The organism is Arcanobacterium sp. S3PF19, from assembly GCF_000758825.1.
Lineage (GTDB): Bacteria > Actinomycetota > Actinomycetes > Actinomycetales > Actinomycetaceae > Arcanobacterium_A.
Map to the genome: position 1 here is coordinate 98858 of NZ_JRMX01000015.1, position 14925 is coordinate 113782.

General features: G+C 57.1%; 15 protein-coding genes. 3 read left to right on the forward strand and 12 right to left on the reverse strand.

Going from position 1 to position 14925, the window contains the following annotated elements; genetic code table 11:
• From dxr to pyrH, 6 genes are read right to left on the reverse strand one after another with little or no spacing between them, the layout of a single operon-like run.
• Positions 1–1206, reverse strand: coding sequence for a 1-deoxy-D-xylulose-5-phosphate reductoisomerase (dxr, locus tag HMPREF1631_RS06200; RefSeq protein WP_034233647.1), 1206 nt, complete (start codon positions 1204–1206; stop codon positions 1–3).
• 1 nt (position 1207) lies between these two features.
• Entirely contained in the window at positions 1208–1771 is a 564-nt protein-coding gene (locus HMPREF1631_RS06205; protein WP_034233650.1) for a DivIVA domain-containing protein, read from the reverse strand.
• On the reverse strand, positions 1768–3042 hold the full coding sequence (gene rlmN, locus HMPREF1631_RS06210; protein ID WP_052047192.1) for a 23S rRNA (adenine(2503)-C(2))-methyltransferase RlmN: 1275 nt from the start codon (positions 3040–3042) through the stop codon (positions 1768–1770). Before rlmN ends, HMPREF1631_RS06205 begins: the two co-directional genes overlap by 4 nt.
• A gap of 38 nt (positions 3043–3080) precedes the next feature.
• A complete protein-coding gene (locus tag HMPREF1631_RS06215) occupies positions 3081–3995 on the reverse strand; it encodes a phosphatidate cytidylyltransferase (RefSeq protein WP_052047193.1) in 915 nt (304 codons plus the stop codon).
• 35 nt (positions 3996–4030) lie between these two features.
• Entirely contained in the window at positions 4031–4588 is a 558-nt protein-coding gene (frr, locus tag HMPREF1631_RS06220) for a ribosome recycling factor (RefSeq protein ID WP_034233849.1), read from the reverse strand.
• A 13-nt stretch (positions 4589–4601) separates the two neighbouring features.
• Positions 4602–5351 (reverse strand): UMP kinase, encoded by a 750-nt coding sequence (pyrH, locus tag HMPREF1631_RS06225; protein WP_034233653.1) that lies wholly within the window; start codon positions 5349–5351, stop codon positions 4602–4604.
• A gap of 126 nt (positions 5352–5477) precedes the next feature.
• Between pyrH and HMPREF1631_RS06230 the strand changes: the two genes are divergently transcribed.
• Together HMPREF1631_RS06230 and HMPREF1631_RS06235 are read left to right on the forward strand one after the other, a co-directional pair.
• Positions 5478–6308: a YwiC-like family protein gene (locus HMPREF1631_RS06230; RefSeq protein WP_052047194.1), complete on the forward strand. Its 831-nt coding sequence runs from the start codon at positions 5478–5480 to the stop codon at positions 6306–6308.
• 90 nt (positions 6309–6398) lie between these two features.
• On the forward strand, positions 6399–7904 hold the full coding sequence (locus tag HMPREF1631_RS06235; protein ID WP_052047195.1) for an MFS transporter: 1506 nt from the start codon (positions 6399–6401) through the stop codon (positions 7902–7904).
• Between the two features lie 82 nt (positions 7905–7986).
• Here HMPREF1631_RS06235 and tsf read toward each other — a convergent pair whose 3' ends face one another.
• Positions 7987–8838 carry a translation elongation factor Ts gene (tsf, locus tag HMPREF1631_RS06240; protein ID WP_034233656.1) on the reverse strand — a complete coding sequence of 284 codons (852 nt, stop codon included), beginning with the start codon at positions 8836–8838 and terminating at the stop codon, positions 7987–7989.
• Between the two features lie 39 nt (positions 8839–8877).
• On the reverse strand, positions 8878–9729 hold the full coding sequence (rpsB, locus tag HMPREF1631_RS06245) for a 30S ribosomal protein S2 (RefSeq protein WP_034233658.1): 852 nt from the start codon (positions 9727–9729) through the stop codon (positions 8878–8880).
• Positions 9730–10078: 349 nt separating this feature from the next.
• Between rpsB and HMPREF1631_RS07025 the strand changes: the two genes are divergently transcribed.
• A complete protein-coding gene (locus tag HMPREF1631_RS07025; RefSeq protein ID WP_084707532.1) occupies positions 10079–10654 on the forward strand; it encodes a M23 family metallopeptidase in 576 nt (191 codons plus the stop codon).
• A 125-nt stretch (positions 10655–10779) separates the two neighbouring features.
• Here the strand turns inward: HMPREF1631_RS07025 and HMPREF1631_RS06255 are convergent, their stop codons facing one another.
• The 4 genes from HMPREF1631_RS06255 to HMPREF1631_RS06270 are packed head-to-tail and all read right to left on the reverse strand — an operon-like array spanning position 10780 to position 14874.
• Positions 10780–11718, reverse strand: coding sequence for a tyrosine recombinase XerC (locus HMPREF1631_RS06255; protein WP_034233660.1), 939 nt, complete (start codon positions 11716–11718; stop codon positions 10780–10782).
• Between the two features lie 9 nt (positions 11719–11727).
• On the reverse strand, positions 11728–12939 hold the full coding sequence (dprA, locus tag HMPREF1631_RS06260; protein ID WP_198017388.1) for a DNA-processing protein DprA: 1212 nt from the start codon (positions 12937–12939) through the stop codon (positions 11728–11730).
• The gene (locus HMPREF1631_RS06265; RefSeq protein ID WP_034233662.1) at positions 12932–14482 is read right to left on the reverse strand and encodes a YifB family Mg chelatase-like AAA ATPase; all 1551 of its coding nucleotides are present in this window, start codon (positions 14480–14482) and stop codon (positions 12932–12934) included. Before HMPREF1631_RS06265 ends, dprA begins: the two co-directional genes overlap by 8 nt.
• Positions 14482–14874 (reverse strand): YraN family protein, encoded by a 393-nt coding sequence (locus HMPREF1631_RS06270; RefSeq protein WP_052047197.1) that lies wholly within the window; start codon positions 14872–14874, stop codon positions 14482–14484. Before HMPREF1631_RS06270 ends, HMPREF1631_RS06265 begins: the two co-directional genes overlap by 1 nt.
• Between the last annotated feature and the right edge of the window lie 51 nt (positions 14875–14925).

Genomic DNA, 14925 nt, shown 5'->3' on the forward strand with positions numbered 1-14925 from the left:
TCAGCCTTTCGCAATTTTCGCCGCCTCCCGGCGTGCCCATGCCTCGCTGCCGAGCACCGTCTGCAGATCCGTTACGGTATCGCCACGGAATTTCTCCAGCACCCGTTCCACTGTTTCCATGATCTGCAGGTAACCGATGCGCCCGCGCAAAAACAGATCCACGCATACTTCGTTTGCCGCGTTCATCACGGCAGGATGCAGAGGCGAATGACGCAAAGCACTGCGCGCCAGGGCAACGGCGGGGAACGTTTCGGTGTCGAGAGGTTCAAAAGTCCATTCCCCTGCACGGCTCCAGTCGCATCCGCGTGCGGCCTGTGCAAGGCGGTTTGGCCAGGACAGACCCAAAGCAATCGGCAGACGCATATCGGGGGGAGACGCCTGGGCAAGTGTTGAACCGTCGGTAAATTCAACCATCGAGTGCACCACGGACTGCGGATGTACCACAGGCAGAATCCTGTCCGCGGGAACATCAAACAGATACGCCGCTTCGATCAGCTCCAAAGCCTTGTTCATCAGGGTGGAGGAATTTACGGTAACCGTCGGCCCCATCTTCCATGTCGGATGGTTCAGCGCCTCGGCAGGGGTGACGTGCACCAGATCGGCACGTTTCCTTCCCCGGAAAGGACCGCCGGAAGCAGTCAGAATAATTCTCTTTACTTCGCTGGTTCCGTCCGTGCAAAGCGCGGTAAGCCCCCTGTTGTGCCGTCCGGAACGCAGTGCCTGGGCGATTGCGGAATGTTCCGAATCAACGGGAACTATCTGTCCGGGCCGGCGCATGGCCGCACCGACCAGCCCGCCGCCTGCCACAAGCGATTCCTTGTTGGCCAGGGCAAGCGTCGCTCCCGAACGCAGCGCGGCGAGTGTGGAAGCCAGACCCACGGACCCCGTGATCCCGTTCAGCACCACGTCTTCGGGGCGGGCACAGGAACACAGCCTCTCCGGCGCCTCCGCACCGAGAAAAAGCTGCGGGCAGGGTTTCGGCGCCGCTATCCGGTCCCACATACTGCGGAAATCGGTCTCTTTTGCCGCATCCGCAATTGCCACGGCAGGCACCGCAAAAGTGTCTGCCTGACGCACCAGACGCGCGATATTTGCGCCGCCGCCGCCGATTCCCTCCACCGTAAACCGGTCGGGATTGCGTGAGATCACATCCAGTGCCTGCGTGCCGATGGATCCGGTTGAGCCCAATAAAAATACTCTGCGCATTTTATTCCACTGCCGTCAGCACTTCCACGACGCGGTCAAGATACACGTCCACGATCTGCTCGTCGTAAGCGGCGTCGCCTCTGGCGGAGGAAAAGAGCGTCCTGCGCACCTCGTCCACGCTCAGCGGGGTTTTCCCGTCGAAATAGCCGGCAATTTTCTCCACCAGCAGATCAACTTCGCTTTTTTTGTATCCGCGCCCGGAAGCGGAGGCAAAACGTTTTCCGCGGGGCAGTCTCATCCGCGGGTAGAGGGTGGTCGCCTCCCGATACACTTTTTCCAGCCAGCCTTCTTCGCCTCTGACCGTAATCACCTCGCTGCGCTTATGCTTCATATATGCGCTCTCCAGACGCTCCAGCGCGGCATCGACCTGGGCGGCGTCATAGCCGTTGCGTTTCCAGGCAAAGGAAACATTGCGGATTTCGGCCGCATCGTTGTTTTCCGTAAAAGCCGCGGCGGCTTTTTGCTTCTCGCTGTACACCCGTTTTGCGCGCGCCATAAACGCATCAACATCTTTTACGCTGTATCCGTGGCGAAAGAACCCAACCCGCTTAAATGTCTGTGTCATTCTTTGCTTCCTTTGTTTTTGCTATGCTCTTCCAACATCATATCTAAATTCTGCGGGCGTGCCCGATGCCCCGCTATCCGCGCGTCCACATCCGCCTGCGCCTTTGCCGCACGCCTGGCCACATGCTCCCGGTCTATTGTCTCGGCGGCAAGCTGCCCGCAGGCACCGTCAATATCCGATCCGCGCGTATCGCGCACGGTGGTTGGGATACCCGCCTCCAGCAGTGTTTTCACAAACAGTTTCTCGCTTTTTTTGCTCGCCGCCGTCCAGATACTGCCCGGCGTGGGATTTAACGGAATCGGATTTACGTGTGCCCATCCGTGCCCCCTGATATTCAGTTCGTGTGCCAGCAGCTGCGCCCGCCATTCGTGGTCGTTCATGTCTTTGATCAGGGCATATTCCACAGATACGCGCCGGCCCGTTTTTACGAAATACCGCCGGGCGGCATCCAGCAGATCTTTCACCTTGAAACGCGAATTGATCGGGATCAGATCATCGCGCAGCCCGTCATCCGGGGCATGGAGGGAAATCGCCAGCGTCACCGGCAGCCCTTCCTCGGCCAGCGCATCTATTTTCGGCACCATGCCGACGGTGGAAACGGTGATATTGCGTGCCGATATGCCAAAGCCTTCGGGCGCGGGGCAGATCATGCGGCGCAGAGCCTGCCTGACCGCATTGTAATTGGCCATCGGCTCGCCCATTCCCATAAATACGACGTTCGTGATATTGGACGGCTCACCGGCAATTCCCGATTTGGCGATAATCATATTTTCCCGCAGCTGTTCAATAATTTCGGCGGTGCTCAGATTACGCTTTAAACCTCCCTGCCCGGTGGCACAGAAAGGACACGCCATCCCGCACCCCGCCTGGGAGGATATACACAGTGTGGTCCGTTTCGGATACTTCATCAGCACCGACTCAACCACAACGCCGTCAAAAAGTCTCCACAGTATTTTGAGCGTTTTTCCGCCGTCTGCAGCCTGCGTGCGTACCTTGGTGAGCAGCCGGGGGAAAAATACCGGGCACACACTGTCGCGGATCTGCGCCGGCAGATCGGTCATCTGCTGCGGATCCACACAAAGATGCCCGAAGTAATGACGCGAAAGCTGATCGGCGCGAAACGGGGGAAAACCGAAATCTCCCATCAGTTCCCTGCGCGTTTTCAGATCGTAATCCACCAGGTGTTTAGGCGCTTTCCCCTTACGCTGTTCGGTAAAACTGAGCAGCGGCCGCGGACCGTTTTCAACTCTGGGACGAACCTGTTTTTTCATTTTATCCTTATACCCGGCGATTACCCGACTCTGGAATTTTAAGAGAAATTCAGCGCAAAAAGAAACAGGAAATAGAAAGTGGGACCGCAAAACAAAATGGAGTCCAAACGGTCGAGCATTCCCCCGTGCCCCGGAAAAATGCTTCCCATATCTTTAATTCCCAAATCACGTTTGAGCATCGACTCGGCAAAATCCCCCGCCGTGGCCAAAACCGGGGTAGCGGCACCAAAAATCAGCACCCACTTCCACGACAGCCCGATAAGCAGACCGACCGTCAGAGCGGAAGCTGCCAATGCCAGAAGAAAAGAACCGAAGAATCCTTCCCAGGATTTTTTGGGGGAAATTGACGCCGCAATCGGATGCCTGCCAAAAAGAACACCCAGCAGCCAGCCGCCCGTGTCGTTCGCCACGGGAAGCAAAATAAGTGCCGCAATCAGCTTGGGGCCCGCACTGCCCTCCGCCGCCATAGCCACCGCAAAACAGCCCGAAAACCCAATCCACGCCAAGGCAAAAGTGCCGGCAACCGACCGGCTCAGATTCTCGCGCGAATCCGTTTTCCGCAGTGCCGGATAGAGTGCGCACCAAATCAGAAGCACGGTCAGCGCATGGGTCAGACCGTATGCCCACGTACACAGAAGCATCAGGGTCTGCCCCGCCAGCAGCGGCAAAAACGCGATCCGGATTTCCCGGGCCATCACCGCACCCGCGTATTCCCACAGTCCGATACCGAGAAACACTACGGCAAGGGCAACAAAAATCTCAATCCGGACAACCAAAGAGAGCGCAAAAACCGTCAGCAGAACGACGGCAGTCCCCACGGCTGCGGGCAGGTTTCTTCCCGCTTTCGACGTCGTGCGCGCGGGCGGCTTGGGCGGGTGCGGTCTAAGGGTCCGCACCAGTTTGCGCACGGCCGCTTTTGGCGAAAATTCTGTTTCAGCTTCGGTCTCAGCCATTTTTGGTTACCTTATGCAAAAATCCGAACCGGGATTCAGATTTCCATGAGTTCCGTTTCTTTCCCGGCCAGCAGCGAATCCACCGCTTCCACATATTTCTTCGTCAGCGCATCGAGTTCTTTTTCGGCGCGGTCCACTTCGTCTTCGCCGGCTTCGCCGTCTTTCTTGATTCTGTCCAGCATTTCCTTCGCTTTGCGGCGGATACCGCGTACGGAAATCCGCGCTTCTTCGGCTTTGGTCTTTGCCAGCTTTACATAGTCCCGGCGGCGTTCCTCGGTCAGTACGGGCATGTTGATCCGCAGCACCTGGCCGTCATCCGTCGGATTAACACCCAAATCCGATTCGGCGATGGCGCGCGAAATATCTTTCATCGCGGAACGGTCGTAGGGGCTGATCAAAACGGTACGCGCCTCGGGAATTGATACCGTCGCCAGCTGCTGCAGCGGTGTCGGAGCGCCGTAGTAATCCACGTACAGGGATGTAAACAGCTCCGGATTTGCCCTTCCCGAACGGATCTTTCCGAATTCTCCGCGGGCCACGGCAACCGCCTTTTCCATTTTTTCTTCCGCTTCCAGCATTACTTCGTCGATCATGTCTGTTCCCATCCTAAAAATTGTTTGCTACCAATGTTCCGATCTGTTCGCCGCACAGGGCACGCGTGACGTTTCCGGGCTCGGTCATCCCGAAAATACGCATTGTCAGCCCGTTGTCCCGGCAAAGCGAAAATGCCGCCGCGTCAACTACTTTCAGCCCTTTGCGCAGCGCGTCGTCATAACTGACGGAGTCGAGTTTCACCGCGTTTTCATCCTTGCGCGGATCGGCACTGTATACGCCGTCTACGCCGTTTTTCCCGACCAAAATCGCATCGCAGCGCAGTTCCAGTGCCCGCTGCGCGGAAACGGTGTCGGTGGAGAAGAAAGGCATTCCTGCCCCCGCCCCGAAAATCACCACACGCCCTTTTTCCAGATGGCGGATCGCGCGCAGCGGAATATACGCTTCGGCGATCTGCGCCATCGTAATCGCCGTCTGCACCCTGGAGGGAACTCCCGCCTTTTCCAGGAAATCCTGCAGGGCAACGGCATTAATCACGGTTCCCAGCATTCCCATATAGTCCGCTCTCGCCCGATCCATTCCGTTTTCCTGCAGCTGTGCCCCGCGGAAGAAATTACCGCCGCCCACTACGATTCCCACCTGAACGCCGGCTTTTACGGCGGTTGCGATCTCGTTACTCACTCTGGTCAGCACCCGGGTATCCAAGCCCACCGCGCCGCCGCCGAACACTTCTCCGGAAAGTTTAAGCAGTACACGGCGTCGTGAAACCTGTTTCTGCTTCCATTGTGGCGTTGTCTGCGACATTCTCTTCCTTTCGTCTCGCTACTGTGATTGTATCTTAGGAATGGGAAACTCAGATATTAACGTGCCTACATTTTCGGGTTTTTCACTCTGTTTTATTCCGGTGTTATTCTGTTTTAGACTTATGCCATGGAGAAACGGATTCAGACGCACACCAAAAACACCCCGTGGCGGCGGCCCCGGGGCGCAGCCGGACGCAGGGGTTGGGTGCCGGCATGGCACGGGGCATGGGCGATGCTGATTATGCCTCCCGCAGCGGGAATAATACTGTCCGGATTTAAAATTCCGCAGCTGGCACTGCTCGGCTTTTGGTGGTTTGGCTATTTTGCCTTTTATCCTTTCACCCTCTTTTTGAAAACACGGTTTCGCCGCTGTTTTCTGCGTCCTTTTGCCGTCTATGCCGCTGTGTGCATTTTGTGCGGCGCACCCCTCGTGTTCTGTTTTCCCCGTGTTCTGTGCGCGGCGGCGGTCTTTCTGCCCCTGATTCTGATTTCGTGTTTCTGCTCGTGGAAACGCATGGAACGTTCTTTGCTCAATGACTCCGTCACCGTCCTTGCCGCCTGTCTGATTTTATTTGTTTTCTACGCTTTGGGCGCACACAGATCCCCCCTGATGTGGGCGGTTTTGGCTTTCTGCTCTTTTGCCTGCTACTTTCTGGGCACAGTCGGATACGTGAAAACGAATATCCGCAACCGCAACTCGCTTCCCTGGCTCGCCGCTTCGGTTTCCTTCCACCTCTTTTCCCTGATCCTTATTGTCTCTCTGTGCTCCGCCGCCCGTATTTCCCCGGCCGTCACGGCAGCGCATTTTCTCTTCTGGGCGGTTCTTCTTCTGCGCTCGGCGGCCGTTCCTCTGTACGGGCGACGGCACGGATGGCTGCGACCGCGCGTCATCGGACTGACGGAGCTTGCCTTCTGCATCGTGCTGTTTGTGCTGGTTCTTTGCGGCTTTTGCGTGTGATGTGCGGCTCTCTGCCTGTCTGTATTTGTCCGGCGGAACAAACAGGCATAATATGGGATTAATTTTGAAATTTTACAGATTACAAAGGACTTGATTCACATTACAGAAAATTCCCGTTATATTGTCCTGCCCGGAACCGCGAAATTATATGACCGCAACCGAATTCTGCTTGTGGTTCTGATTCCGCTCACCATCACTCTGATGCAGATTTCGGCGGTAAACAATGCTCTCTTTGCAATACGGCAGACGCTCTGCGCTTCCGAAACACAGCTGCAGTGGATACTTTCCGGGTATGCTCTTGCAATCGGTCTGATACTGGTCCCCGCAGGACGGCTCGGCGATATTTTCGGACGCAGCGGCGCTTTCGCCACCGGCCTGACTATTTTCAGCATTGCTTCTTTCCTTATCGGCCTGTCCGAGTCTCCCGCCGGGCTCAATACGCTGCGCTTCATACAGGGGCTGGGTTCCGGAATCCTGGCTCCGCAGAGCACGGGCCTGATTCAGCAGTATTTCCGGGAAGAGGCACGGGCCAAGGCATTCGCTTTCTTCGGCGTGGCGGTCTCCGTTTCGGTGGCGGTCGGCCCCCTGCTCTCCGGCGCGTTAATCGGTTTATTCGGCAACGAAACGGGATGGCGTGCCTCGTTCATGATCAATGCCCCGCTCGGAATGGCCGGCGTGGTTCTTTCCCTGTTTTGGCTCCCTTTCGGCACCGAGCGAAAGAAATTCGGACAGCGCGGGGGAAAGATAAAATATGTTGTTTCGCAGCTGAAGACCGCTTTGGATCTGCCGGGGATATTTTTTCTGGCTCTGGCAGTGCTTTCGGTTATGCTTCCGTTCATGACTCCCGGCTCCGCGCTGAAATGGATTGGGCTGCCGGCCGGAGCGGCGGCGCTTGGTATCTGGGTGTGGTGGGAAAACAGATACAGAAAACGCGGGCATCTTCCGCTGGTGGATCTGCGGCTGTTCGGAATCAAAACTTTCAGCTATTCCATGCTGATCAGCACTATCCAGTTTCTCGGCAGCACGTCGATTTTTGCCGTGTTTGCCATTTTCCTGCAAAACGGTCTGCACGTTTCCGCATGGCATGTCGGGCTCATTACACTCCCCAGCGCGATAGCCTCTGCCTTTGGCGCTGTGATAGCGGGAAAATACGCCTACAGGCACGGGCGCGGGATTCAGGTTCTCGCTCTGGCGTGCCTGATACTCGGTCTGCTGGGCACGATATTCACCACCCGGCTGAATTATTACGGATATCCGTTTGGATGGTTTGCCGTTCCTCTGTGCGTGATCGGTATCGGTGCGGGTATGATGGGCTCGTCAAACCAGACCCAGGCAATGATGGACGTTCCTCCCGAAGACGGCGGAACCGCCGGCGGCGTGCTTCAGACCGGTCAGCGCATGGCCACAGCCATCGGCAACGCTTTGGTTACAGCCGTATTTTTCACTTTTTCCCGTCCCGTGCCTGCCGGTCACGAAAAATGGTATCTCGGAATTGTTATGGCTTATGCGGCGATCTGCGTGCTGATCTTTATTGCGCTGATAATTGCCGTCCGCTTCCGCCATGAGGGTCGCCGGCGGGAGAAAAAGACGGCATAGCCGCGCCCGCCGGCGCGGAAACAGTTCCGGGCGGTGAAAACTTTCACCGCCCGGAAATCTTGGTTTTGGTTCGGACAAATGCCTACTGTGCGGCAGACTCGCCCACGCGTACGCGCTCAAAGCCTGTTACCGTACCGCCCGCGGCCTTTACCACCTGGCCCACAGACATCTTCGGATCACGGGCATAGGCCTGATCAAGCAGCACATTCTGTTTGTAGAAACCCTTCAGACGGCCTTCTACAATCTTGGGTACAATCTTTTCCGGCTTGCCTTCTGCCAGCGTCAGTTCCGTTGCGATACGCCGCTCGGTTTCCAAAACTTCTTCCGGAATATCGGATTCCGTCAGGTAATCCGGGCTCATCGCCGCAATATGCACGGCCACGTCGTGCGCCACTTTCGCACCTGCCGCGTCCGTTGCGATCAGCACTGCAACCTGGGGAGGCAGATCGGGAGACGTGCGGTGCATATAGGCTTCCACATGTTCGCCCGAAAGCACCCGAATGCTTCCCACGGCGAGCTTTTCGCCGATAATCCCGGTGAAGTTCTTTACGAGATCGTCCACCGTGCCGCCTTCTGCGGGCGCAGCCAGCACTTCGGCCACGGTCGTTGCCTTCGCGGCGATGGCAGCTTCCAGAATCTGCCGGGCAAAGGAAAGGAACTTTTCGTTCTTTGCCACGAAATCGGTTTCGGAATTTACTTCCACCACATAGCCGACTTTGCCGCTGTCGCCGTCAACAATCTCCGAGAGCACCAGACCCGCGGTTGCGCTGCGTCCTTCGCGCTTCGCCGCCGTCTTCAGGCCCTTCAGGCGCAGAATCTCTTCCGCTTTTGCGGTATCGCCGTCGGCTTCGGCAAGGGCATTTTTTACATCCATCATGCCTGCGCCGGTCTTTTCACGTAATGCCTTGATATCGGCAATAGAGAAGTTTGCCATTGTCTATCCTTAAAATTCGGTAAAAGTTGGACTTAAAAATTACTTTTCTTCCGCTGCTGCGGGCGCGGATTCTTCCGCAGGTGCGGCTTCATCGGCCGCGGGGGCAGACTCGCCGGTCTCTTTCCCGGCCTCTCCGGCCAGAAGATCCCGTTCCCACTGCGGCATCGGCTCGGCAGACGCTTCCTCCGTATTCTTTCCCGCACCCCGGGCCAGCAGGCCTTCCGCAACCGCGTCGGCTACGATGCGCGTAAGAATTTCGATGGACCGGATAGCGTCGTCGTTTCCGGGAATTGCATAATCCACTTCGTCCGGATCACAGTTTGTATCCAAGACCGCAACCACCGGAATGTTCAGCTTCTTCGCCTCAAACACGGCCAGATGCTCTTTGTTTGTATCCACAACCCAAACCGCGGAAGGCGTCTTGACCATGTCGCGGATGCCGCCGAGCACGCGCTCCAGCTTTTCTTTCTCACGGCGCATCATCAGAAGCTCTTTTTTGGTGCGTCCCGAGCCGGCAACGTCATCGAAATCGATGAGCTCAAGTTCCTTCAGCCGCTGAATGCGCGCATGCACGGTCTGGAAATTGGTGAGCATACCGCCCAGCCAGCGTTCGTTGACGTAGGGCATGCCGACACGTTCGGCCTGTTCGCGGATGGACTGCTGCGCCTGGCGCTTTGTGCCCACAAAAAGAATATTTCCGCCGTGGGCCACGGTTTCTTTCACAAAATCATAGGTCCGGTTAATATCCCCGATCGTTTTCTGCAGATCGATAATATAAATTCCGTTACGGTCGTTAAGGATATAACGCTTCATCTTCGGGTTCCAGCGACGTGTCTGGTGACCAAAGTGCACACCGGCTTCAAGCAGCTGGCGCATGGTAACGACGGCCATAGTCGTCCTTTCATTCATGCAGGATTTGCCTGCGTTTCGGTTTTCGTTCGGATGCGGAATTGCCCCCGAACCCTGGCATGCGGCTGTTTTGCGTACGGAAATTTCTTCCCGACCGACGCAAAAAGGGCGACCGTGCGCCTTTCCGCATGCGCGAAGTCTGCAATTTCGGATAAAATCACAGCTTTTTTATTGTACCCGTTTATTCACTTTTCCGCCAATGCGGGCGGTTTTCGGAAAGTGGAATTGCCTACACCGCGAAACTTCCGTGCACACGTCCCCTCCGTGTGCACGTTATCCACAGGTCCGCCTTCGAAAAAAACGCGCCCGGCCGGAGAAGCACAATAACAGTATGTTTATTAAAAAAGTCTTTTTGTTTTTTATGCTTTCGGTTTCGGCATTTTCTCTGTCTCCCGCCCGCTTTCCCTCCGCAGGCGGCACTTCGGCGCAGCTCTCCGCTTTTTCCGGGAACACCGGGCGCGCCGCAGGCCGGTCCGCGGCCCGGCCTGCCGGCAAAGATCCCCGCTCCGCATACCTGTGTCCGCTGCGCAGATGCCGCGTTGTAAACAGATTCCATGTGGGAGCGCACAACTGGAATCCGGGAAACCGGGGTGTTGATCTGGCGGCAAAAATCGGTGAGGAAATTTTTGCCCCCGCTGCGGGAAAAGTAGTTTATGCGGGGGATGTCGCCGGGCGGACGGTTATCTCAATCCTGCACGGCTTCGGGATCCGCACTACCTACGAATCCGTTGTCCCTTCCGTATCCCGGGGAGAAAACATTGCCCGGGGGCAGAAAATAGGGACCGTGGCACAGGGACGCTGCCGGGTCGGCACGTGCCTGCATTGGGGTGCGAAAACGGGGCCCGACTCTTATATCGATCCCATGCTGCTGCTGTCGGAACACAGAAAAATACGTCTGTACGAATAGCACTTCGGACAGCACTTCTCCTCCGCCGGGCTCTGTTTCCGTTCCCGGAACGGGTTTTCGCCCGAAGCGCATCTTCGCAAAACCGCCGTGTTTCCCGCCGGGGAGGGAAAAAAGACATTCGCCTCTCAGGCACGCGGATGGGCCTGCCCGAATACTTCTCTGAGCCGCTGCGGCGTCAAATGCGTGTATCTTTGGGTGGTTGTCAGAGACGAATGGCCCATGAGCTCCTGTACCGTACGCAGATCCGAACCGCCTTCAAGCATATGCGTGGCCATGCTGTGGCGTATCCCGTGCGGAGATATTTCCCGCACTCCGGCCTGCGCGGTCAAACGGGTCAGAATTGCGCGCACCACGCGCACATTGATCCTTTTTCCGTGTTCCCCCACAAAAAGTGCCTCTTTGTCGCGCACGCTTTGCGGGCGCAGACGCAGCCACTCCCGCAGTGCGGCCTGCGCCGGCTTTCCGATCGGCACAATTCTTTCCTTACCTCCCTTGCCGAAAACTTTCACCGTGTCTTCTCCCAAATCGGCAAGGTTCAGCGCCGCGCATTCGGCAATTCGTATTCCCGAAGCATACAGCAGTTCAAAAAGAGCCCGGTCACGCACATGTATCGGGTTGCCCGATTCGGCACGTGCCGCACAGTAATTCAGAAACTGTGCCATCTGCTTCCGGGAAAGAATATGCGGAAGCCTGCTGTTTACTTTCGGGGATTTTAGCCTTGCCCCCGCATCGGCTTTTGCGTACCCGCTGCGGAAGAGCCACTTTGCAAACGAACGTCCGCCGGCGCAGTGCCTGGCAAGCGAGGCCCGCTGTCCGCTTTGCGCGCGTTGGGACAGCCACGCCCGCAGATCATCCGGTTTCAGAGCGGACAGACGCTGCGCGAGATCTTCTTTTTCTTCCGTCTGCGCCGGGGAATCGGCGGAAACCGCCCCGTTTGCAAGAAACCGCAGCAGATTTTTTGCCTCACCCAGATAGGCTCTCACGGTGTGCGCGGAAAATCCGCGTCTCAGTGTAAGTTCATTTTCATATTCGGCCAGCAGCTGCGTCACGAAATTATCTTCCACATATACCTTCTACGTCTGTTTTTTCCACAATCCGTCACATTCACGCACACGCCCGCGAATCTGCAGTTTACTTAATTTTATCAGAGTATCGGCAATGTCCGTTCCCGCAGTCGCCGCTATCGTCTGCACATCACAGGCTTTGCGCAGCGGCACCGCGTCAAATACCCGCTGAGCAAGAGCATCGAAATCCCGGCGCGTATCTTCCGGGCGCGTAGCGCAGGATTGGAAAAACAAATCCCCTTCCCCGCCGCAGCGAACCGTTTTGCACAGCGGTTCAACCATTTCGTAAATGTCGCGCACAGAAGTAATCAGCGTGGCACCTTCGCGGATCAGACTGTTGCACCCCGCAAACTGAACGGTATCCACACCTCCCGGCACCGCGCCTACCTCCCGTCCGATACTCATGGCATGATGTGCCGTATTCAGCGCCCCGGAACGGATACCCGCCTGAAACACGACCGTTCCTTTCCCCAGCGCGGCAATAATTCTGTTTCGGGAAAGAAAACGGTGCCGCTGCGGAGCCGATCCCCAGGGAGATTCGCTCACAACGGCTCCCCCGCACTGCTCTATTTCCCGGAAAAGAGAAGCGTGCGTCCGCGGATAGGCACGGTCCACCCCGCCGGCCGAAACAACAACGGTAGGTCTTTTATGCAGCAGTGCGGCGCGGTGAACGCAGGCATCTATCCCCATCGCGCCTCCCGAGCAAAGTACATACCCGGGAGCAAGCGCATAAGAAAAATCAAGTGCCGTGCGCCGTCCCGATTCCGTGGTATCGCGGGAGCCCACAGCGGAAATTACCGGATTTTTCAGCACATCCGCATTCCCCTTTACCCACAGGGACAGCGGCGCCGTGTCCCCCAGATACAGCAGCCCCTGCGGCCAGCATGGATCTGAGGGAAGCAAAAACCGGGTGCCGGTTTTCCGCAGTGCGCTTAAATCAAATCCTTTCCACCGCAGCAGACGGGCACACCAGCTGTGTCTGATTTCGCTGCCGATGCTTCCCCTGTGCGCCGGATTCGGCCGGCCGGCCTCCGAAGCACTCTGTTTTGCCGCCGCATCCACCGCTTTCAGAGCCGCAAAAAATCCCTTTTCTTCCGTTATCCGGCGCGCCAGGCGATCCTGCGGCTCACACAGACAGGACCACACCAGCGCCGCTTTTCTTTCCCGGTCGAAATCCGGTGCGCTCTGCGCGAAATACCGCTTTAAAACTTCGTTAGCCAATTCCCGCTCCCCGCATTTGCAGCGCCAGATATATTTCATCGTCTCCCGGCGTGTCTTTCTCCCTTAAATCCGCAAGGGAAAAAGCGATCCGCAGCGTACGGTCGACTCCGCGCAGAGAAATTTCCCCCGCCTGCAGGAGACGGCTGAACGTCCCGTACATAACTGCCGACAGCCGACAGTTCCCGCGCAGCCATTTTCCCGGCAGACACGCATTTACCGGCTGCGCGATACCTTCTATCCGCCTATTCCGAAACAGCGAGCGCTGTCTGGCCCGTATTACCCGCGCCGCAGCCTCGGCTGTGGACACGGTTCCGCCAAGGCGCAGTCCGGCTTCGGTCGGCCGGCGGACCGTCAGATGCAGGTCGATTCGGTCCGCAATCGGACCGCCGATTTTATTGCGGTATGCCACCCTCTCTTTTGCCGTGCAGCTGCATTTTCCCCCGGAATCCGACAGATACCCGCATTTACAGGGATTTGCGGCCGTTATCAGCTGAAAGGAAGCGGGATAGCGCACATGCGCCCGGGCACGCAGCAGATCCACCGTTCCGCTTTCCAGCGGCTGACGCAGAGCCTGAATACTCTCTGCCCGAAATTCGGGAAATTCATCGCAGTACAGCACACCGCGATGCGCTCTCGTGATTGCCCCCATCTTCGGCACTCCGCTTCCCCCTCCGATAAGAGCCGCTGCCGAAGTGCTGTGGTGCGGGGCAACAAAGGGACGCCTGTCGGGCAGGGCGGTGATCTGTTCTCCGTCCAGTGATCTGACGGCGGCAACTTCCATCGCCTCCTGTGCCGTAAGGGGTGGCAGAATACCGACAAACCTCCGCGCAAGCATGGTCTTGCCCACCCCGGGGGCACCGACCATCTGCAGATGATGTCTGCCCACCGCACCCACCTGCAAAGCAAAAATTGCCTCCTCCTGCCCGCATACTTCGTTCAGATCTTCTTGCGCGCACGTCTCCCAATCCGGGCGGGCCGGAGTCTCCGCGTCGGTCTTCCGTTTCTGTGGTTCTGCCGCCGCGCGCGGCAGATTCGGAACTCCCAAAAGTGCGGCCACTTCTCCGAGATGGGCCACAGCCAGAATCTCGATTCCGGAGACGAGGGCGGCTTCCGTTTTATTCGCAGAGGGGACGACCGCTTTGTCAAACCCCATCTTTTTTGCGTTCAGCACCGCGGGAAGTATTCCCCTTACCCCGCGTACGCTCCCGTCCAAGCCGATTTCCCCAAAAAGTGCAGTATGCGGAGGGAAATTTCCGTATCCCAAAGCATTAATCACCGCCACGGCAATCCCCAGATCAAAACCGCTGCCGGATTTGGCTGTATCGGCAGGGGAAAGATTGATTATCAGACGCCTGTTGGGCCAGGTAAGTCCCAGTGCCTGGAAACCTGCGCGCAGGCGCTCGCGTGCCTCGTTTACGGAAGTATCGGGCAAGCCGACAATCGTAAAATTCGGCAGTCCGTTGAGGAGCGCCGCCTCGATTAAAATTTTCTTCCCCGCAAGGCCCTGTAATTTTATCGTTTCCGCAAGACCCAGATCAGCCATTATAAGCCTTTCAGATGATTGACGGCACAGTACCCGTCTTTTACCGCGAGCGCCAGCACATCGACTTCGATTTGCGCGCCGCGGCATCCGTGACTGGCGCTCCAGGCCGTCAGCAGGACGCGGATCCGTTTTAATTTTTGTGCGGTTACCGCTTCTTCGGGTGTGCCCGAGCGACATCCGCGCCGGGTTTTTACTTCCACGGCCACCGTAGCGCCGCGCGCCGGATCATACACGATTAAATCCAGTTCTCCCAGCGCGTGGCGCCAATTACGCTCCAGAATTCCGTATCCCAGACCGGTTAAATACCGTTCCGCAAAGGCTTCGCCCCACCGGCCCAGTTCTTTGGCGCTGCAGTGCGCCGGATCCGTACCGATTTTATATTTCAGATGCATAACTCCTCCTTGGGAGTTATTTCATCATTTGAAACCTGATCTTTCCGCAGG

Bases quoted from the DNA above. Each gene is read 5' to 3' on its own strand.
- HMPREF1631_RS07025 (WP_084707532.1), top strand. From the start codon at position 10,079: ATGTTTATTAAAAAAGTCTTTTTGTTTTTTATGCTTTCGGTTTCGGCA.
- pyrH (WP_034233653.1), bottom strand. From the start codon at position 5,351: ATGTCGCAGACAACGCCACAATGGAAGCAGAAACAGGTTTCACGACGC.
- HMPREF1631_RS06215 (WP_052047193.1), bottom strand. From the start codon at position 3,995: ATGGCTGAGACCGAAGCTGAAACAGAATTTTCGCCAAAAGCGGCCGTG.
- tsf (WP_034233656.1), bottom strand. From the start codon at position 8,838: ATGGCAAACTTCTCTATTGCCGATATCAAGGCATTACGTGAAAAGACC.
- dxr (WP_034233647.1), bottom strand. From the start codon at position 1,206: ATGCGCAGAGTATTTTTATTGGGCTCAACCGGATCCATCGGCACGCAG.
- HMPREF1631_RS06270 (WP_052047197.1), bottom strand. From the start codon at position 14,874: ATGCATCTGAAATATAAAATCGGTACGGATCCGGCGCACTGCAGCGCC.
- HMPREF1631_RS06265 (WP_034233662.1), bottom strand. From the start codon at position 14,482: ATGGCTGATCTGGGTCTTGCGGAAACGATAAAATTACAGGGCCTTGCG.
- frr (WP_034233849.1), bottom strand. From the start codon at position 4,588: ATGATCGACGAAGTAATGCTGGAAGCGGAAGAAAAAATGGAAAAGGCG.
- rpsB (WP_034233658.1), bottom strand. From the start codon at position 9,729: ATGGCCGTCGTTACCATGCGCCAGCTGCTTGAAGCCGGTGTGCACTTT.
- HMPREF1631_RS06205 (WP_034233650.1), bottom strand. From the start codon at position 1,771: ATGACACAGACATTTAAGCGGGTTGGGTTCTTTCGCCACGGATACAGC.
- rlmN (WP_052047192.1), bottom strand. From the start codon at position 3,042: ATGAAAAAACAGGTTCGTCCCAGAGTTGAAAACGGTCCGCGGCCGCTG.
- HMPREF1631_RS06230 (WP_052047194.1), top strand. From the start codon at position 5,478: ATGGAGAAACGGATTCAGACGCACACCAAAAACACCCCGTGGCGGCGG.